This window comes from Collimonas sp. (genome assembly GCF_035566555.1).
Classification (GTDB): domain Bacteria; phylum Pseudomonadota; class Gammaproteobacteria; order Burkholderiales; family Burkholderiaceae_D; genus Collimonas.
In genome coordinates, this window is sequence record NZ_DATMRB010000040.1 from 1 (window position 1) to 17674 (window position 17674).

18 protein-coding genes and 1 pseudogene are annotated in these 17674 nt (G+C 59.6%); 11 read left to right on the forward strand and 8 right to left on the reverse strand.

The annotated features are described in order from the left end of the window. Positions 1 to 471 (reverse strand): annotated as a pseudogene (locus tag VNZ65_RS05985) (hypothetical protein); the annotation flags it as partial. Positions 472 to 664: 193 nt separating this feature from the next. Here VNZ65_RS05985 and VNZ65_RS05990 point away from each other — a divergent pair. From VNZ65_RS05990 to VNZ65_RS06000, 3 genes are all read left to right on the forward strand, one after another. Next, entirely contained in the window at positions 665 to 2260 is a 1596-nt protein-coding gene (locus VNZ65_RS05990; protein ID WP_325667047.1) for an MFS transporter, read from the forward strand. A 151-nt stretch (positions 2261 to 2411) separates the two neighbouring features. Next, the gene (locus tag VNZ65_RS05995) at positions 2412 to 2540 is read left to right on the forward strand and encodes a hypothetical protein (RefSeq protein WP_041742347.1); all 129 of its coding nucleotides are present in this window, start codon (positions 2412 to 2414) and stop codon (positions 2538 to 2540) included. Positions 2541 to 2673: 133 nt separating this feature from the next. After that, positions 2674 to 3132 carry a hypothetical protein gene (locus VNZ65_RS06000; protein WP_325667051.1) on the forward strand — a complete coding sequence of 153 codons (459 nt, stop codon included), beginning with the start codon at positions 2674 to 2676 and terminating at the stop codon, positions 3130 to 3132. Positions 3133 to 3304: 172 nt separating this feature from the next. Here VNZ65_RS06000 and VNZ65_RS06005 read toward each other — a convergent pair whose 3' ends face one another. Together VNZ65_RS06005 and VNZ65_RS06010 are read right to left on the reverse strand one after the other, a co-directional pair. Next, the gene (locus VNZ65_RS06005) at positions 3305 to 5581 is read right to left on the reverse strand and encodes a CocE/NonD family hydrolase (protein WP_325667053.1); all 2277 of its coding nucleotides are present in this window, start codon (positions 5579 to 5581) and stop codon (positions 3305 to 3307) included. A 261-nt stretch (positions 5582 to 5842) separates the two neighbouring features. Then, positions 5843 to 6784, reverse strand: a complete 942-nt coding sequence (locus tag VNZ65_RS06010; RefSeq protein WP_061943221.1) for a CysB family HTH-type transcriptional regulator — start codon at positions 6782 to 6784, stop codon at positions 5843 to 5845. Positions 6785 to 7028: 244 nt separating this feature from the next. Between VNZ65_RS06010 and VNZ65_RS06015 the strand changes: the two genes are divergently transcribed. From VNZ65_RS06015 to cobA, 7 genes are all read left to right on the forward strand, one after another. After that, positions 7029 to 7802 carry a sulfite exporter TauE/SafE family protein gene (locus VNZ65_RS06015; protein WP_325667056.1) on the forward strand — a complete coding sequence of 258 codons (774 nt, stop codon included), beginning with the start codon at positions 7029 to 7031 and terminating at the stop codon, positions 7800 to 7802. Between the two features lie 86 nt (positions 7803 to 7888). Continuing rightward, positions 7889 to 9586, forward strand: coding sequence for a nitrite/sulfite reductase (locus VNZ65_RS06020; RefSeq protein WP_325667058.1), 1698 nt, complete (start codon positions 7889 to 7891; stop codon positions 9584 to 9586). Next, positions 9570 to 10106: a DUF934 domain-containing protein gene (locus tag VNZ65_RS06025; RefSeq protein WP_325667060.1), complete on the forward strand. Its 537-nt coding sequence runs from the start codon at positions 9570 to 9572 to the stop codon at positions 10104 to 10106. Before VNZ65_RS06020 ends, VNZ65_RS06025 begins: the two co-directional genes overlap by 17 nt. Positions 10107 to 10108: 2 nt before the next feature. Then, positions 10109 to 10852, forward strand: a complete 744-nt coding sequence (locus tag VNZ65_RS06030) for a phosphoadenylyl-sulfate reductase (protein ID WP_325667062.1) — start codon at positions 10109 to 10111, stop codon at positions 10850 to 10852. A gap of 47 nt (positions 10853 to 10899) precedes the next feature. Next, complete coding sequence (cysD, locus tag VNZ65_RS06035) at positions 10900 to 11835, forward strand: sulfate adenylyltransferase subunit CysD (RefSeq protein WP_325667064.1); 936 nt, start codon at positions 10900 to 10902, stop codon at positions 11833 to 11835. Next, entirely contained in the window at positions 11835 to 13187 is a 1353-nt protein-coding gene (locus tag VNZ65_RS06040) for a sulfate adenylyltransferase subunit 1 (protein WP_325667066.1), read from the forward strand. Before cysD ends, VNZ65_RS06040 begins: the two co-directional genes overlap by 1 nt. 37 nt (positions 13188 to 13224) lie before the next feature. Next, complete coding sequence (cobA, locus tag VNZ65_RS06045) at positions 13225 to 14010, forward strand: uroporphyrinogen-III C-methyltransferase (protein WP_325667067.1); 786 nt, start codon at positions 13225 to 13227, stop codon at positions 14008 to 14010. Positions 14011 to 14034: 24 nt separating this feature from the next. Here cobA and VNZ65_RS06050 read toward each other — a convergent pair whose 3' ends face one another. The 4 genes from VNZ65_RS06050 to VNZ65_RS06065 all read right to left on the reverse strand — a co-directional run bounded on the left by VNZ65_RS06050 (position 14035) and on the right by VNZ65_RS06065 (position 16073). Then, on the reverse strand, positions 14035 to 14172 hold the full coding sequence (locus VNZ65_RS06050; RefSeq protein ID WP_325667069.1) for a hypothetical protein: 138 nt from the start codon (positions 14170 to 14172) through the stop codon (positions 14035 to 14037). 204 nt (positions 14173 to 14376) lie between these two features. Further along, the gene (locus VNZ65_RS06055; RefSeq protein WP_325667071.1) at positions 14377 to 14583 is read right to left on the reverse strand and encodes a hypothetical protein; all 207 of its coding nucleotides are present in this window, start codon (positions 14581 to 14583) and stop codon (positions 14377 to 14379) included. Positions 14584 to 14908: 325 nt separating this feature from the next. Next, complete coding sequence (locus tag VNZ65_RS06060; protein ID WP_325667072.1) at positions 14909 to 15313, reverse strand: hypothetical protein; 405 nt, start codon at positions 15311 to 15313, stop codon at positions 14909 to 14911. A 553-nt stretch (positions 15314 to 15866) separates the two neighbouring features. Beyond that, complete coding sequence (locus VNZ65_RS06065; RefSeq protein ID WP_325667074.1) at positions 15867 to 16073, reverse strand: DUF3563 family protein; 207 nt, start codon at positions 16071 to 16073, stop codon at positions 15867 to 15869. A 132-nt stretch (positions 16074 to 16205) separates the two neighbouring features. Between VNZ65_RS06065 and VNZ65_RS06070 the strand changes: the two genes are divergently transcribed. After that, positions 16206 to 17105: a LysR substrate-binding domain-containing protein gene (locus tag VNZ65_RS06070; RefSeq protein WP_325667076.1), complete on the forward strand. Its 900-nt coding sequence runs from the start codon at positions 16206 to 16208 to the stop codon at positions 17103 to 17105. A 161-nt stretch (positions 17106 to 17266) separates the two neighbouring features. Here VNZ65_RS06070 and VNZ65_RS06075 read toward each other — a convergent pair whose 3' ends face one another. Then, a complete protein-coding gene (locus VNZ65_RS06075) occupies positions 17267 to 17662 on the reverse strand; it encodes a CbiX/SirB N-terminal domain-containing protein (RefSeq protein ID WP_325667078.1) in 396 nt (131 codons plus the stop codon). Positions 17663 to 17674: the final 12 nt, after the last annotated feature.

Consider the following 17674-nt stretch of genomic DNA (forward strand, 5'->3'; position numbering starts at 1 on the left):
ATGTTCACGTTGCTGTTCAGCCGACGCATCGGAGTCGCTATCGGCCTCCTGCCCGGATTCCGCAAGGTCCTCCTGCTGTCCTTCCGCTACGTCGGCATCGGCGCCGCCGTGCATCCGGTAGATCCGTTTCAGATCCGCGGCATCGCTGTCGCCTATGATCGCGGCGCCGACGGAGCAAATGATGTGGCTGATTTTTTCCTGGTCGTGCCGGCTCAGGCCTTTCGCCGAGTAGGCATCGTCCAGCAGGCGCACCAGCTGCGCCACCAGCGCGTGGTAGCTGCGCATCAGCGGCTGGTACTGGCTGACGTAGTACTGCTGGTGCAAGGGAATCACTTCCTGCCATGCCGCCAGCAGCTGGCGTTCAGTCTCCAGTTTCCTGAGCAGCGCATTGAAGCTTTTCTGCGCGGGCGACAGGCTGGCCTGGCCGTGCTGTTCGACGACGTTGAGCGCCTTGTTGTCTGTTTTTTTCATCGCTTGCTTTACTGCGGATTGGGGGGGTGATTATAAGTGCCTCTGGCGGCGCGCAGCAGAAACCTGCCAAGGGGCGTATCATCTTGTCTTCGCAATAAGTATCCATCCGTATCCTGCTTTGCCTTGCGGCAATCAATCACAGATTTTCATGCCCTGTTCCACCAACCGGCGACTCCGCCGATAAAACAATCATATGGCCATCCATTCTGCCTCCGCGCATTCGAGCGACCAGGTACTGCCCTTCCGTGAATCATTGCTTGCCATGCTGGGCATCGCCTTCGTGGTGATGCTGGTGGCGCTCGATTCGACCGTGGTCGGCACCGCGCTGCCAACCATCGTCGCCGAACTGAAGGGCTTTGAGCTGTACGCCTGGGTCGCAACTTCCTATCTGCTGACCTCGGTCATCACGGTGCCGATCTTTGGCCGCCTGGGCGATTTCTACGGCCGCAAACCCTTCGTGCTGGTCTCCATCATCCTGTTCACCGCCGCCTCCATCCTGTGCGGCATGGCCGACAGCATGCTGTGGCTAGTAATCGCGCGCGGTTTGCAGGGCATAGGCGGCGGCATGCTGGTCGGCACCGCGTTTGCCTGCATTCCCGACCTGTTCCCGGGCGCCCACGTGCGTCTGCGCTGGCAAGTGCTGATGAGCACCGCGTTCGGCATCGCCACCGCGGTCGGGCCGTCGCTGGGCGGCTTCCTGACCCAGTACTGGGGCTGGCGCTGGGTGTTCTATGTCAACCTGCCGGTCGGCGTGCTGTCGCTGTTCTTCGTCTATAAATACCTGCCGCATCTGCGCCATACCCATCCGGACGCCAAGATCCGCCTCGACTGGCCGGGCGCGCTGCTGATCACCGCCTCGCTCGGCTGCCTGCAGCTGTTCGTGGAGATGCTGCCCAAGCACGGCTTGTCGCTGACGATGCTGGGCCTGCTGGCGGCCAGCATCGTCAGCTTCGTCGCACTGTGGAAATGGGAACATCACACGCCGCAGCCTATCCTGCCTTTCGACCTGCTGCTCGATCCCAAATTATCGATCCTGTTCCTGCTGTCGGTGCTGAGCGGCTTCTCCATGTTTTCGCTGATGTTCTATGCGCCGCTGCTGTACCAGGGCGGCTTCGGCCTGTCGCCGCAGGAAGCCGGGCTGCTGATCACGCCGCTGGTGGCCTGCATCATGGTCGGCAGCATTTCCAACGGCCGCATCATTCCGCGCCTGAAGAATCCCAACATCATGCTCTACATCGGCTTCAGCCTGCTGGCGCTGTCCTGCCTGGGCGTGGTGATTTCCAACCGCTGGACCTCGCATGGCGTGATCGCCGGCTTCATGCTGACTGGCGGCCTCGGGCTGGGTTTCATCCTGCCCAACCTGACCATCTTCATCCAGCAGGAAGCGGGCCGCGAACACCTCGGCATCGCCACCGCGCTGATGCAATCGCTGCGCATGATCGGCAGCATGCTGGGCACCGCCATCATCGGCACCCTGATCAATCACATGTATGCGGGCAGCGTGCGGCAGGCGCTGGCGGAACAGAAAGCCGATGCCTGGTTCAGCAGTTTCGCCGATCCGCAAATCCTCATCAGCCATGAGACCCAGACCACGGTGCTGGCGCAGCTGGCGAGCGCCGGCCATCAGGGCCAGTTGCTGCTGGAAGCCGCGCGCGAAGCGCTGATCGGATCTATCCACATGGGCGTCGGCCTGGCGGTCGTGGTCACCGGCATCGCCCTCTGGCTAGTGAGCAAAGTGCCGCCGATTACCTTGCACATCAAACCCGAAGCCGGCGCGGTCGCCGAGTAAGCAAGCGGCGCAGAGCGGGCCTGCCCGCTCTGCATTCCAGGCTTAAACACTACCTCACAAAGCGTTACATCTCACACCGTCTCGAAGCACCTGTATCAGTGTGTCGGTGGCATTCTGAAGTCCTGGTAACTCACTTCACTCAGGACACATCATGAAAAAGCTCATTGCCTCACTGGTGCTTGGCACCATCCTCAGCACCTTGCTGAGCGGCTGTATCGTGGCGCCAATCGGCCCCGGCTACTACCGTCCGCACTACTACCATCCTTACGACCGCTACTAAGTAGTAAGTAAAGGTAAGCGCACTTAAACAATGCGGGGACGTCGGTATAATTGCCGATCGGAAATTCTAAAATGCATCAGATTTGAATTTCCCATCGAATACATTGCCATACAAAAATAAACACGGAGCCATTATGAAACTGATCCACAAACTCGTCCTTTCCCTGTTGCTGGCGCCGGCAGTAGTGCCGCTTGCGGCGCAAGCCGACGAACCCGGCCATCACGGCGCCTATCTGCACGCGCTGGCAGATTTGCACGTAGCGCGCTGGCTGATCGACCATCGTCCTGGCGATAACTGGGTCATGGGTCGCAACGAGCAGATCGCCCTGTCCGAGATCGATGCCGCCACGCGCGAAATCACCCAGCTCGGCGCCGACGTCGGCAAGGATGTCTATCATGAAGAACGCCCGGATGCCCGCCCGGACCGCCGCGGCCGCCTGCATGACGCGGTAGAAGCGCTGGAACGCGCGCGCAGCGATGTCGCCCAGCGTGAGGACGATCCACGCGTGTTCGGTCTGCAGCAGCACGCCATGCATCGCATCGAAATGGCCAAGCATGCGACTGAAGACGCAATGCGCGACGCCGGTTACTGATCATTCAGGTTAAGCGTTAGCGATGCGCTTGCGATTTCCTGAGCAAGAGTGCCAGGAATGCAAGATGGAAAGAACTGCGCGCCGGTGTAGAGCAAGCGCTCGCAGTTCTTTCATAACTACTTGTTCCCGATCAGAGATTGAAGAATTTCGGCCATTTCCTCATCTGAAATTCCTATTTCGCGATCGGGATGTCAATATAACTCCCTCCAAACCAGCTGATCTGCAGCGGCTTGCCGGCATCGGCAATCGTTTCGTCGCTCACGTCTTTGCCCGAACCATAATTGATCTGGACATTCGGCTGCTTGTTGATGCTCAGCACAACGACAAGCCGGCTTCCCGCAGCTAACAGCCGGCTCGTTGTACGGCCATTGGTGAAAGACAGTTTTTGCCGTTTGCCTGGCAGCAGCAATTGGCGCCGCGTGCGATCCTTGATGTAGCTGGCGCGCGCCATGAACCACGAAAGCTGGAAATATCTGCCGTCGGCCATCTGTTCGTATAAGGCCACGTTGATGTCCATGTCTTTCTTGTTGGCTGCGAAATCTAGTTGCCCTGAAAACAAGCCGCTAACTTCCGTCGCCTGCTGCATGGGATCGCTGGCGAACACGATCGCGTTGCGCTTGTCCACGGTTTTTTCGATGATCAGGCTGGGGCCGGACTCATCGACGTCGCTTCGATCGGTAAAGTCGACCTTCTGAGTCACGAAGGCGTTGCCGCTGCTGGCTTTCCGGCTCAGGCGATAGGTGTCTCCCGCCTTCGCTGCGCTTAGATGGAAGCGCAATTTGCCATTGCCCATTGCGGCGACAGAGGACGCATGCTTCCAAACGTTCGCACCCATGACCTCGTAATTGACCTTATCCTGCAGCAATACAGGCTTGGGACCGCCGCGAAAGACATAGTCAAACCATTGATAACGGAGTCCCCAGCTGATCTCGATGCGGGCAACCGGATCGATCTGGTAACCGCGCAAGACCTGCCAGGCACTGCGTTGTGCGCCGATATGGTTATAGGGACCAATCACCAGGTAATGCTCGGCATGCGCGTTGTATTTGTTGTGCTCGTTAAAATAGTAAAGCGCACCGATCTGACCGCCATCGTAGTAGCCCGTGGTCGTCAACACCGGGATATTGATCTGCGCGAACTCTTGCCGGTAAGGGATCAGCGCCTGCCAATAAGCATCGTAGTCCGGATGATCCAGCCAGCGCTGAAAGACCGGGTTGGACGTGCCATCGATACGGTCCAGTTCGCGGTATGCCTGGCCGCCGCGATACCATGTCTTGTTCAAGCGGCTCCAGCGATCCTGGTCGTCGTAATGTTCCTGATCCAATGTCTTGTTGTTCATCACGTAGGGCAGCCAGCTGTAGGCAAAATTCATGTAGACGTTGCCTTCCTTGGGCCAATCGATGCCGGGAGCCATGGTCACCGATGGCATCAACGCCTTCAGTGCCGTTGGCAGATGCTTGGCGGCGGCCCATTGGGTAAAGCCGTTATAGCTGCCGCCGTACATGCCAACCCGGCCATCGCTCCAAGCCTGCTTGCTGATCCAGTCGATCACGGCGCTGGCGTCGGCGCCGTCATGTTCCAGAGGCACCGGATCCTGGTGGCTGTTTCCCTTGCCACGCGTGTAAGACACGACCGCGGCATAGCCGTGCGCGGCAGTTATGCGCGCATCCTCCATGCTCCATGCCTGATTTGCGTAAATCGTGAAGCCAAGCAGCGTCGGCAACGGCGCCGTCGCATTACGCGGGCGCATCAGCAGCGTGGAAACGGAGGCGCCATCGGGCGTCGGTACCAGAATGCCGTCCTCTACTACATAGCGCCGAAGATCATCTTCCGCGACCAAGCTATCGGTCAGCAGGTAATAGCTTGCGAACGACCGCTCCGCTTCGTACTTGCGCAGCAGATCCAGCGCATCGCTCAATTCGATTGCAGCGACGGCTTTTTGGCGGCTCAATGCAGCGCGCAGATCGGCTTGCTTTTCGTCCAGGCGCGGACCGTAGGGCTCCTGCGGCGAGCCGATCGAGTCATTCAATTTCGCCGCCGTGATGTCGTCGAGCGCGCCCACGGTCGCACGAAACGCCTGCGCGTAAGCGGCGCTGAACGATAATTTACTTTCCGCTTCGATGACTCTGGCCCTGACATAGATCTCGTAGGGCATGACGTTCAGCGCCGAAGTCGTGCCCTTGCCGTCGCTTCTGATCTCATGCAATGCAGTCAGGGTCGCACCGGCTTGCGCATAACGGCCCGCCACCAATTGCAGACGGAACAGATTGTCCAGATAGGTATCGCGGTCGCTATTCTGGTAGACGGCCAGCACTTGCTCGGCCAGCTTGGGCATCGCTTTATCCAGTTCCGCTTCATTGCCGATTGTCGCGGGCGGCAAATCAAATGTCTGGGCATACGCTTCTGAAACCGGCACCAACAGCAATAAAGCAAAAACAATTGATCGCATGCTTAAAGTATCCTTATCAGGCCGATAGTCACCCGACACTGGGCAACATGCCAAAATGTTGATAGTACACAATATTATGCAGATGCCTCCTTTGCGCATCGTGTCGCGAGAGTGCTGTCTGCCCTGCTCACAGTTTTACTTCACTTGGTTCGCTGCGATGGACTTATGGAAGAACTTTCACTTCCAAGATTGGCCCGTGCCGGACTACAACATAAAAAAAGGCAACCGTCGCGGTTGCCCTTTTCTCTTTTACCAGCTGGATTACAGCTCGTACATGTCTTTCTCGCCGTTCATCACCTGCTCGATCAGCTTGCGGTTCATGGTCGGCGCCAGCAGCTCGATGAAGGTATACACATAGCTGCGCAGGTAGGCGCCCTGCTTGACTGCCGCCCGCGAGATGTTAGTGCCGAACAGATGGCCGACCGGGATCGAACGCAAGCCGGTGTCGCGCTCGGCATCGAACGCCATGCCGGCGATGATGCCGACTCCCATGCCCAGTTCGACGTAGGTCTTGATGACGTCGGCGTCGATGGCTTCCAGCAAGACGTCCGGCTTCAGGTTGCGCAAAGAAAACGCATGATCGATCTTGGTCCGGCCGGTGAAGGCGCTGTCGTAGGTAATCAAGGGAAAGGCGGCGATTTCTTCCAGCGTGATCGCCTTCGACTGCAGCAAGGGATGGTCGGGCGGCACCACCACCACATGCTCCCATTGATAACAAGGCAAGGTCACCAGGCCGTCGGCATTGACGATGGCTTCGGTGGCCAGCGCCAGATCGGCCTGGTCGTTGCGCACCATGTCGGCCACCTGCTTAGGATTACCCTGAAGCAACGACAACCGCACCTTGGGGAATTTCTGGGTAAACGCCTGCACCACTTTCGGCAAGGCATAGCGCGCCTGGGTATGCGTGGTGGCAATCGTGAAGCTGCCGCTGTCATGCGCGGCGTACTCGTTGCCGATGCGCTTGAGGCCATCGATTTCCTGCATGATCAGCTCGACCGACTTGAGCACCGCCCGGCCCGGCTCGGTCAGCCCGCGGATGCGCTTGCCGTGCCGTGTGAAAATATCAACACCCAGTTCTTCTTCCAGCTCGATGATCGCCTTGGAGACGCCCGGCTGCGAGGTATACAGCGCCTTGGCTGCCTCGGTCAGGTTGTAATTTTGGCGCACCGCCTCGCGGACGAAGCGGAACTGATGGAGATTCATGAATTTTCCTTGTTTTTTCTTTAATAAGAATCTGTCCAGCACACACCGGGAGATTGATGAAACCATCATTTCATCCCAGCAACTATCTACCCCTATCACTCCCTGCTACACTCAAAGTCCCGCCACCGGCAAGCGCGCTCCCTGTATTTACATATATCAAATACGCATATAAGCAAATAAATAGTCTGTAGTTGGACATATATGCGAAGTTTATTACGATTCGAGGTGTTTAGTACGAGGTGATATGACTGTTTCTTATGTAGTGAGCGGTTTTGCCGTCGGATTGTTGGTGGGATTGACTGGTGTCGGCGGCGGCTCGCTGATGACGCCTTTGCTGACCCTGCTGTTCGGCATCCATCCAAGTGTGGCGGTAGGCACCGACCTGGCGTTTGCGTCAGTGACCAAGGTTGCCGGTACGGTCGCGCACCGCTCCAAGGGAACCGTGCGCTGGGATATCGTCAAGCTGCTGTCGCTGGGCGCCTTGCCCGCCGCCATCGGCACGGCACTGATCCTCAAATATCTAGGCGGCATCAGCAATGAAATCGGCCAGGTCATCCGTTACTCGATCGCCATTTCCGTACTGCTGACCGTGGTTGCCCTGCTGTTCAAGGGCAAGCTGCAGCTGTGGCTGAACGCCCATCCGGAAAAACAGCTGCAAGGCAAGAACCTGACCATTGCCACCGTCGTCGCCGGCCTGACATTGGGCGCGCTGGTCACCATGTCGTCGATCGGCGCCGGCGCCGTCGGCGCGACTATCCTGGTGCTGCTGTATCCGCGCCTGTCGCCGGCCGAAGTGGCTGGCACCGATATCGCCTACGCGGTGCCGCTGACTGCCATCGCCGCGCTCGGCCACTGGTGGCTGGGATCGATCGATTGGAACTTGCTGGGTTCGCTGCTGCTGGGTTCGGTGCCCGGCATCACGCTCGGTTCGCTGGCCGCACGCTCGGTGCCGGAAAAATTCCTGCGCGGCCTCCTGGCCGTAACGCTGACCAGCGTCGCAGTGAAACTGATTTATTAAGGAGCCGCGGTTTGCGGCTCCCGTATCCGTTTTGGAACTTTGCAAAGGCGTGGCGCAGCTAGCCACAACCCATAAGGAAGACGAAGATGTATCGCTACGATCAATACGATCACCAGATAGTCAAGGAACGGGTGGCGCAGTACCGCGACCAGGTACGCCGCCGTTTGTCGGATGAACTGACGGAAGAAGAATTCCTGCCGCTGCGCCTGCAGAACGGCCTCTACATGCAGCGCCACGCTTACATGCTGCGGATCGCCGTGCCGTACGGCATGCTGGCCTCGGCCCAGGTGCGCATGTTCGCCCATATCGCCCGCACTTACGACCGCGGCTATGGCCATTTCACCACCCGCCAGAACATCCAGTTCAACTGGATCAACCTGGAACAGTCGCCGGACATCCTGGCGGAACTGGCGACGGTGGAAATGCACGCCATCCAGACTTCCGGCAATTGCATCCGCAACACCACTTCCGACGAACTGGCTGGCGTCGCCGCCGACGAGATCATCGATCCGCGTCCGTACGCCGAAATCATCCGCGAATGGAGCACCTTCCATCCGGAATTCGCTTTCCTGCCGCGCAAATTCAAGATCGCCATCAGCGGTTCCGAACAGGACCGCGCCGCCACGGCGGTGCATGACATCGGCCTGCACGTGGTCAAGAACGCAGAAGGCGAAGTCGGCTTCCGCTTCCTGGTCGGCGGCGGCATGGGCCGCACGCCTATCATCGGCAGCGTGATCCGCGAATTCCTGCCATGGCAGCACGCCCTGACTTACCTGGAAGCGATCCTGCGCGTCTACAACCAGCACGGCCGCCGCGACAACAAGTACAAGGCACGCATCAAGATCCTGGTGAAAGCGCTCGGCGCCGAAGAATTCGGCCGCCAGGTGGAAGCCGAATGGGCTGACATCAAGGATGGCCCGGCGACGCTGACCGTCGAAGAACTGCAGCGCATCGCCCAGTACTTCGTACCGCCGCCGTACGAAACCCTGGCTGCCAGCGATGCCGATTTCGAGGCGCACAAAGCGGAAAACAAGGGCTTCGCCAACTGGCTGCTGCGCAACGTCAAGGCGCACAAGGTGAGCGGCTATGCCGCGGTGATCCTGTCGGTCAAGAAAACCGGCGTGCCGCCGGGCGACATCACTGCCGCCCAGCTGGACTTTGTCGCCGACCTCGCCGACCAGTACAGCTTCGGCGAAGTGCGCATCACCCACGAACAGAACCTGGTGCTGGCCGACGTCAAGCTGAGCGACCTGTTCACGGTGTGGCAGGCAGTCAAGGCGCAAGGCCTGGCGACACCAAACATCGGCCTGCTGACCGATATCATCTGCTGCCCGGGCGGCGATTTCTGCTCGCTGGCGAACGCCAAATCGATCCCGATCGCGCAAGCGATTGCCGAAAAATTCGACAACCTCGATTTCCAGCATGACATCGGCGAGATCGAACTGAACATTTCGGGCTGCATCAACGCCTGCGGCCACCACCACGTCGGCAACATCGGCATCCTCGGCGTCGACAAGGATGGCTCCGAGTGGTATCAGGTGTCGATCGGCGGTGCGCAGGGCAACAACACCAGCATCGGCAAGATCATCGGGCCGTCGTTCTCGGCGCAGCAGATGCCGGTGGTCATCGAGCGCTTGCTGGATGTGTATGTGAAGCAGCGCCACGAAGAAGAACTGTTTATCGATACCGTGCAGCGTCTCGGCGTTGCGCCGTTCAAGGAATACGTCTACGCCAGTCCGATCCCGACCGGTTACACCCATGGGGAGGATGCTTGTGTCTACTAATGAAATCATCAAGAACCGTGCAGTGGTCGGCGACGACTGGAGCGTATTGCGCCTGCAAGAAGGCGAGACCAGCGAAAGCGTCAGCATCCCGGCCGGCAAGGTGATCGTGCCGTTCAGCGTCTGGCAAGCCCAGCGCGCGCAGCTGCAGGACCGTACGCCTGTCGGCGTGTGGCTGAGCAGCGATGCCCAGGCCGACGTGCTGAAGGAAGATCTGGCGCATTTCGCCGTGGTGGCGGTCGACTTCCCTAAATTTACCGACGGCCGCGGCTACTCGATCGCCTACAACCTGCGCACGCGCCTGGCCTACAGCGGCGAGCTGCGCGCCATCGGCGACGTCTTGCGCGACCAGCTGTTCTACATGCAGCGGGTCGGCTTCGATGCTTTTGCGGTACGCGCCGACAAGAACATCCATGACGCCCTCAAGGGCCTCACCGATTTCACCGAAAAATACCAGACTTCGTGGGACGAGAAAACACCCTTGTTCCGCCGTGTGAACCGCCAAGCCGTCAGCCAGGATTGATCATGAGCAGCCCGACTCCCTCCCTGCCGGAATTGGTGGCGGCCACCAAGGCGACGCTGGAAAGAATCGCCGCCGAATATACGCCGGCGGTATTCGCCTCCAGCCTGGCGGCCGAAGACATGGTGCTGACCGACCTCATCCTGCGCGGCCAGCTGCAAGACAGGATTTCCATCTTCACGCTGGAAACCGGCCGCCTGCATGCGGAAACCTTGGGCATGCTGGACCGCATCAGAGAAACCTACGATTACGAGGTCACGCCTTACCGGCCGCAACCGGAAGCGGTGGCTGCCTATGTCGGACAGAATGGCTTGAACGCTTTCTACGACAGCGTCGAGATGCGCAAGGAATGCTGCCGCATCCGCAAGATCGAACCGCTCAACCGTGCCCTGGCCGGCAACAAGGCCTGGATCACCGGACAGCGCCGGGCGCAGTCGCTGACGCGCGCCGAGCTGCATGTGCAAGAGCATGATGAAGCGCATGGCATGAGCAAGTTCAATCCGCTGGCGGACTGGTCGGAAGACGACGTCTGGCAATACATCCGCAGCAACAAGGTGCCGTACAACCCGCTGCACGACAAGGGCTATCCATCCATCGGCTGCGAACCTTGCACACGCGCCATCCAACCGGGCGAAGACGTGCGCGCCGGCCGCTGGTGGTGGGAAAATCCGGAATCCAAGGAATGCGGCCTGCACGTGGTGGACGGCAAACTGATACGCATCAAAGCCGTCTCGCAGCAGAACGCTTGATACCGCTTATTGCTTCATCATCGCTATATCAAATGACAAGAACCGCTATGAACACAGTTGTTGAAAAATTTTTCCTGGACCAGGCCGCCAACCGTCATCTCGACTGGCTGGAATCGGAAGCTATCCACATCATGCGTGAAGTGGCGGCGGAATGCAGCAATCCGGCCCTGCTGTTCTCCGGCGGCAAGGATTCGGTGGTGATGCTGCGCCTGGCGGAAAAAGCTTTCCGTCCCGGCAAATTTCCTTTCCCGCTGGTGCATATCGATACCGGCCACAACTTCGCCGAAGTGATCACCTTCCGCGACAAGCGCGTGGCGGAACTGGGCGAGCGCCTGATCGTCGGCTTGGTCGAGGATTCGATCAAGCGCGGCACCGTGCGCCTGCGCAATCCGCAGACCGATTCGCGCAATGCGGCGCAAGCCGTGACCCTGCTGGAAACCATCGCCGAACACAAGTTCGACGCCTGCATCGGCGGCGCCCGCCGCGATGAGGAAAAGGCGCGCGCCAAGGAACGCATTTTTTCCTTCCGCGACGAATTCGGCCAATGGAATCCGAAGGCCCAGCGCCCGGAACTCTGGGACCTGTACAACACCCGCGTGCACCCGGGCGAAAACATGCGCGTGTTCCCGATCTCCAACTGGACCGAGCTCGACGTCTGGCAATACATCGCCCGTGAAAAACTGGAACTGCCGCCGATCTATTTCGCTCATCAGCGTCAGGTGATTCCGCGCAACGGCCTGCTGGTGCCGCTGACCGACCTGACCCCGGCGCGCGAAGGCGAAGTGGTGGAAACCCGCGAAGTGCGCTTCCGCACAGTCGGCGACATTTCCTGCACCTGCCCGGTGGCCTCCGATGCGGCGACAGTGGAAGCCATCATCGCCGAAACCGCGGTGACCCAGATTACCGAACGCGGCGCCACCCGGATGGATGACCAGACCTCGGAAGCCTCGATGGAAAAACGCAAAAAAGAAGGATATTTCTGATGGACGCCGTGCTTAGTAACTTGGACAGTAACCTGAACATCGACAGCAGCGCTGCACCACAAGCACGCGGCCAGGAACGCGGCCTGCTGCGCTTCATTACCGCCGGCTCGGTGGATGACGGCAAGAGCACCCTGATCGGCCGCCTGCTGTTCGACAGCAAGGGCATTTTCGCCGACCAGCTGGACGCCATGTCGCGCGCCAAGCACAAGCGCACGGTCGGCGACACCATCGACCTGTCGCTGCTGACCGACGGCCTGGAAGCCGAACGCGAGCAAGGCATCACCATCGATGTCGCCTACCGCTACTTCGCCACGCCGAAGCGCAAGTTCATCATCGCCGACACCCCTGGCCACGAACAGTACACCCGCAACATGGTGACCGGCGCCTCGACCGCCGATGCGGTGATCATCCTGATCGACGTCTCCAAGGTCAAGCTGGGCGACGACGGCAGCGTTGAACTGCTGACGCAGACCAAGCGCCACTCGACCATCGCGCACCTGCTGCAGATCGAGCACGTGGTGGTGGCGGTCAACAAGATGGATCTGGTGAATTATGACCAGAGCGTGTACGACCGCATCGTCGCTGCCTACCTGGAATTCGCCACACAGCTCGGCCTGCGCGATGTGCGCCCGATCCCGCTGTCGGCGCTGGCCGGCGACAACGTGGTGGCAGCCGGCGACAAGATGCCTTGGCATAAGGGTCCGACCCTGATCGAACTGCTGGAATCGCTCAGCGTCTACGACGAATCGCATGACGAACCGTTCCGCTTCCCGGTGCAGCTGGTGGCGCGCCACAATGGCCACGAAGCCAACGATTTCCGCGGCTACATGGGCCGCATCGAAGCCGGCAAGGTCAGCAAGGGCGACAAGCTGATCGTGCAGCCTAGCGGCCAGAGCGCCACCGTGAAAGACATCCTGGTGCTGGAAGGCTCGCTGCCCTCGGCCGCGGTCGGCCAGTCGGTTACCTTGCTGCTGGAAGAATACCTGGACATTTCGCGCGGCGACATGCTGACCTCGGTGGAACGCGCCCCGGCTCTGCTGAAGACCGTCAACGCCGACCTCTGCTGGCTGTCGGAAGACGCGCTCGACCTGCGCCGCAAGTACTGGCTCAAGCACAGCACCAAGCAAACCGCTGCCCGCATCACCAAGATCGATACGCTGCTCGATATCAATACCCAGCAGCGGCGCCCGGCGGAATCGCTGAAACTGAACGACATCGCCAGCGTCTCGCTCAATCTGCAGCAAGCCATCGCAGCCGATTCCTACGATGAGATCCGCGCTACCGGCGCCTTCATTCTGATCGACGAAGTCACGCACCAGACCGTCGCCGCCGGCATGATCCGCCTCGACTGAGCCAACGCCAACCCTCACCCACGTACCGGAACACGCCATGCAAGCCACTCACGCCAGCGCTCAAGCCTCTTATGGCAAAGTCTATCTGATCGGCGCCGGCCCTGGCGCCGCCGATCTGATCACGGTGCGCGGCGCGCGCTTGCTGGCGCAGGCCGACGTCGTGCTGCACGATGCGCTGGTGACGGAAGACATGCTGGCGCTGTGCCCGCAAGCCGTGAAGATCGCGGTCGGAAAACGTTGCGGCAAGCTCTCTACCGCACAGCAGTTCATCAACAAGCAGCTGGTCGATAATGCCCGCAAATATGCCGTAGTGGTGCGTTTGAAAGGCGGCGATCCGATGCTGTTCGGCCGCGCCGACGAAGAATTGCGGGCGCTGGAAAAGCACGGCATCGAGGTTGAAGTAGTGCCCGGCATCAGCGCCGCACTGGCCGCCGCCGCCGCTTCACAGCAGCCGCTGACCAAGCGTGGCGTCGCGCGCAGCGTGGCGTTCTTTACTTCCAGCACCGCGCCAGGCGAATCGGAGCAAGTGAATATCCCGAACTGCGACACGCTGGTGCAATACATGGGCGGCCGCGAAGCCGCCGCCACCGCGCAGCGCTTGCTGACCCAAGGCCGCTCGGCTGCAACGCCGGTAGTGGTAGTGGAAAACTGCAGCCGCGACAATCAGCGCATCCTGCGCCTGCACCTGGATCAGCTGGAGCAAGGTTTGCAGCAATGCGAAGGTCCGGTGCTGGTGATGATAGGCGAGGCGCTGGCCAGCCGCGCGGACCAGCAGCTTGCCGGCGATCAGCCGGAGGCTGCCAAGGCCAGGAACGCGGCCTGAGGGAGAGCGGCGGCCACTATAGCGTTAACGAACGACAGGCTTGGCGTGCGCTTCCGACGCCAGTGCTTTTTGCAGGACCGGGCCGGGCTGGTCCAGCCGGTCTTCCGGCGACAAGACATTGATCCAGCTGACCAGGCCGACGGCTGCTACGGTCAATACCAAGAATACTGCTATTCTTTTATTCAAAAATTCCCATTTCATTGTTGACTCCTTACCTGCGGTATTTCCTTTGATTCTGGCGCTGCCGGCCTGCGCTGACACTAATGCAGCGTTACCGGGATGCGCTTTCAAATAAGAACAGCCCCGCCGCCAATGACTTGGCGGCAGAGATGCCCTTCACATCTTCATTACTATTGTTTCGATTGTTTAGCGGCCGCTGCCGCTGCGTGTCGCCAGCACACCGTACATGCCGACCGCGCGGTCGCTGGAAGCGGTGCTGGGCTTGGCTTGTCTGCCGTTGTCGGACAGCGCCGAAGCCTGGCTGGGCGACCAGCCAAAAGTCCAGTTGCCGCCCTTGTTTACTTTGTTCTGTTTGCCGGATGCCAGACCCAGCAGGGTTTTGATAGTCATCATTTCACCTCTTCATGCTTGCCGCACAGGCGTCGCATAAGCGATCGCATCGGCGCAGCTGCGTTCAATATGGAAAGCGATTGTGCTACGTACCGCTAGAGGCACGCATGACAGCGACGGTGAGAGAGATGCTCCGCCAGTCGATTGCAAGCTGAACAGCCTGGCCAACCGACACGGGAAATGTGAGGATAGCTAGGCCGCTTCAGGCAACTGCAAGCAGACAATTGCTTTATCTATGTGTGTTTCTGAATTTCTGGTCCGGTGAGCCGGACAACTGGGACAGTCCATTGCAAAAACTCCTGATTCAAAATTGCCAGATCAAGCCTGATCAAGCCGCTTGTACCGTTGGACTGCCGCCGCGCGTGGAAGGTTCATAGGCAGGCTTTGCCACCCGTGCGGAGCGCTGGGGAATGCTTTCCCAGCGCACGCTGCGGACGCTGATTTCCTGCGCCAGGCGGGTCACCAGCTGCACCAGTCCGGCACGCTCGCGCACCGAACACTTCACTTCCACCGTGATGGCGGTCAGGTTAGTCTGCACCGCAGGCTCGTTGGCCTGGTGCGTGACGTCATAGTTCGCCAGCAGCTTGCGCATCAGATTTTCCAGATGCGCCACTTCCGAACTGCGGCAAGTGGTCACGATGCGATACGGCAAAGCGGAGCCCTGATCCTCTTGCGAGGCGGCGAACGAAGAACGATGTTTTTTAAAAAATGCATGCAGTTTGTTGAATGGCATGACGATTTCCTTCCCACTTCCGTTGTTCCTGCCGGCTATGCGTACCCGGCTGGGGGCGCCGAGCTGTGCGCCTCACCCGCAAGATGCGCAGGGAAACGCCAAGCCCGGAAAAACCCAGGATCGGAAATACACGGCCGTACGCAATCCGCCGGATGGCGGCACGAACAATCGGTACTACAAAACACGGATGGGAGTATCGTTGCGGCATTCTCTGCTACAACTTTGCCAAGACGTTTACCGCGCAAGCAGGTATAAAACCCGGCGATAACATTTGACGATACTACAGCTCGCAAATACGCAAGCTGCAGCGGACGAAGGAGGTCTGCTAAAGACTATGCGTAATGTGCCGGGCCGAGGACCCATCCACCGCTACTACTAGAACAACTGTCCAAAATATGGACCTCCATACAATGCAATACCAAGATTATATTTCTTACTGGCTATTCTGTCAAGTAAATGACTTTACATCCGCCAGATTTTATGCGTTGCCAACAAATTCGCAACAGCCAGGAAATCCCGGCAAACTTCGGCGCCGCGCACAAGCGCATGCGGCTCAGTAAGAGCCGGCCCGCAACACCCGCAGCGTGTGCAAGACCGAACCATGGCGGCAGTCCAGCACCTGCATGCGCCGCTCCAGATCCTGATGGTCGGCAGCCGCGGCGAGATAGGCTTGCTCCGCCTCCGGCAGGGTCATGCCGGTGCCGGAGGCAGCCTGCTTCCAGAAGGTTTTAATATTAGAAAATTTATCGGATAATGACATGCAGGACTCCAAATAGAAACATCAAAAACTTCCCCTTGGAAGCTATTTCCATAGGAGCGATACTTGTAGAATAGGCCGATCAAGATTAGACTGAAAGCCGTATTTTCTATCCGAAATATAAGTTTATTTAACATGACAACCAGACTCCCGCCGCTCAAGCCCCTGCGCGTATTCGAAGCCGTGGTGCGTACCGGCAGCCTGACCCTGGCGGCTGCCGAACTGCACATCACGCACAGCGCGGTGAGCCAGCAGATCAAGCTGCTGGAACAGCACTTCGGCGTCACCCTGTTTACCAGGGAGCAGCGCGGGGTGCAGCCAACCGAAGCGGCGCGGCTGTTTTTTACCGATGTCAAAGCCGGGCTGGACCGCATTGCATTGGGGGCAGAGCAATTGCTGAATACCGGCAAGCTGCGCATCATCCGCGTCAGCTGCACGCCGTCGATGGCGATGCGCTGGCTGATTCCGCGGCTGTCGTCGTTCCAGATCGACAATCCGCGGGTGGAAATCCGCGTCACCACGTCGACCGTGGCGGTGGCGGCGCTCAAGGAGCCATTCGATGTCTTGATACGGCGCAGCCCGATGCACAGGGCCGACCACGAATCGATACGCTTCCTGGACGACGTGCTGACGCCGGTGGCGTCGCCGCGTTACCTGCAGCAGCATCCGCTCAAGCGTCCGCAAGATTTGCTGCAGGCATCGCTGCTGCACCTGTCAAGCCGTTCGGAAACCTGGACCCGCTGGTTTGGCGAAGCCGGCGTGCCGGTCAAGGGCCAGCTGCCGGGCCCGATCTATGAACATTTCTTTTTGAGTTTGCAGGCGGCGCTCACCGATCTCGGCGTGGCCATGGGTTCACTGGCGCTGATGGAAGAAGATCTCGCGCACGGCAGCCTGCTACCGCCATTTCCCGACTTGCGCCTGCAGGACAAGGGATTTCATCTGCTGTTCCGCGCCAGCCCGCAGGATCCGGTACTGGCCAATTTCATCGCCTGGCTGCAGGCCAAGGGCAGGGAAACGTCGGTAAGGGTCCGTTAGGGAATAAGTTGGGCATTTGGGTGGCCGTAGCTGGATGCGAAGCAAGGCGCCCGCCGCGCCGCAGTGCGAGCACTGCAAGCGGTGGCGAATGTAACAGCGGCAGCAGCGCGCCGGCTACGGCTGCCCAAATGCCCAACTTATTTTCTAACGGGGCCTTAGTATCAGGGCTTCGGCAGGGTAGCCGCGCAATAGCCGGCAATCGCAGCCAGCACCTGCGGCTGCTCACCCACCGCCTGCGCTACGGTGATCGTCAATTGCGGATGCAGTTGCTGCGCCTGAGCGATCAGGGCCGGCAGATCGCGCCGCACATGGCCGCCCTGGCCGAGGAATACCGGCACCACGCTGACTTCGCTGATGCCTTCCGCTGCCAGTTTCTGCAGCAGTCCGGGCAAATCCGGCTGCATCAGTTCGAGGAAGGCCAGGCCGACCCGCAGTTCCGGCCGCTGCCGTTCGATCAGCTGCTGCAAGGCTTCAAACGGCGTCGCCCACAAGGGATCCCGGGCGCCATGGGCAAACAGGATAATCGCTTGATGCGGCGCCGGAGATGGGTGTGACATGAACTGGTTCGA

Coding starts and splice junctions, on each gene's coding strand:
- VNZ65_RS06010 (WP_061943221.1), bottom strand. CDS start 6,784: ATGAATCTCCATCAGTTCCGCTTCGTCCGCGAGGCGGTGCGCCAAAAT.
- VNZ65_RS06000 (WP_325667051.1), top strand. CDS start 2,674: ATGAAACTGATCCACAAACTCGTCCTTTCCCTGTTGCTGGCGCCGGCA.
- VNZ65_RS06015 (WP_325667056.1), top strand. CDS start 7,029: ATGACTGTTTCTTATGTAGTGAGCGGTTTTGCCGTCGGATTGTTGGTG.
- VNZ65_RS06055 (WP_325667071.1), bottom strand. CDS start 14,583: ATGATGACTATCAAAACCCTGCTGGGTCTGGCATCCGGCAAACAGAAC.
- VNZ65_RS05995 (WP_041742347.1), top strand. CDS start 2,412: ATGAAAAAGCTCATTGCCTCACTGGTGCTTGGCACCATCCTCAGCACC.
- cobA (WP_325667067.1), top strand. CDS start 13,225: ATGCAAGCCACTCACGCCAGCGCTCAAGCCTCTTATGGCAAAGTCTAT.
- VNZ65_RS06070 (WP_325667076.1), top strand. CDS start 16,206: ATGACAACCAGACTCCCGCCGCTCAAGCCCCTGCGCGTATTCGAAGCC.
- VNZ65_RS06065 (WP_325667074.1), bottom strand. CDS start 16,073: ATGTCATTATCCGATAAATTTTCTAATATTAAAACCTTCTGGAAGCAG.
- cysD (WP_325667064.1), top strand. CDS start 10,900: ATGAACACAGTTGTTGAAAAATTTTTCCTGGACCAGGCCGCCAACCGT.
- VNZ65_RS06005 (WP_325667053.1), bottom strand. CDS start 5,581: ATGCGATCAATTGTTTTTGCTTTATTGCTGTTGGTGCCGGTTTCAGAA.
- VNZ65_RS06025 (WP_325667060.1), top strand. CDS start 9,570: ATGCTTGTGTCTACTAATGAAATCATCAAGAACCGTGCAGTGGTCGGC.
- VNZ65_RS06060 (WP_325667072.1), bottom strand. CDS start 15,313: ATGCCATTCAACAAACTGCATGCATTTTTTAAAAAACATCGTTCTTCG.
- VNZ65_RS06030 (WP_325667062.1), top strand. CDS start 10,109: ATGAGCAGCCCGACTCCCTCCCTGCCGGAATTGGTGGCGGCCACCAAG.
- VNZ65_RS06040 (WP_325667066.1), top strand. CDS start 11,835: ATGGACGCCGTGCTTAGTAACTTGGACAGTAACCTGAACATCGACAGC.
- VNZ65_RS05990 (WP_325667047.1), top strand. CDS start 665: ATGGCCATCCATTCTGCCTCCGCGCATTCGAGCGACCAGGTACTGCCC.
- VNZ65_RS06020 (WP_325667058.1), top strand. CDS start 7,889: ATGTATCGCTACGATCAATACGATCACCAGATAGTCAAGGAACGGGTG.
- VNZ65_RS06075 (WP_325667078.1), bottom strand. CDS start 17,662: ATGTCACACCCATCTCCGGCGCCGCATCAAGCGATTATCCTGTTTGCC.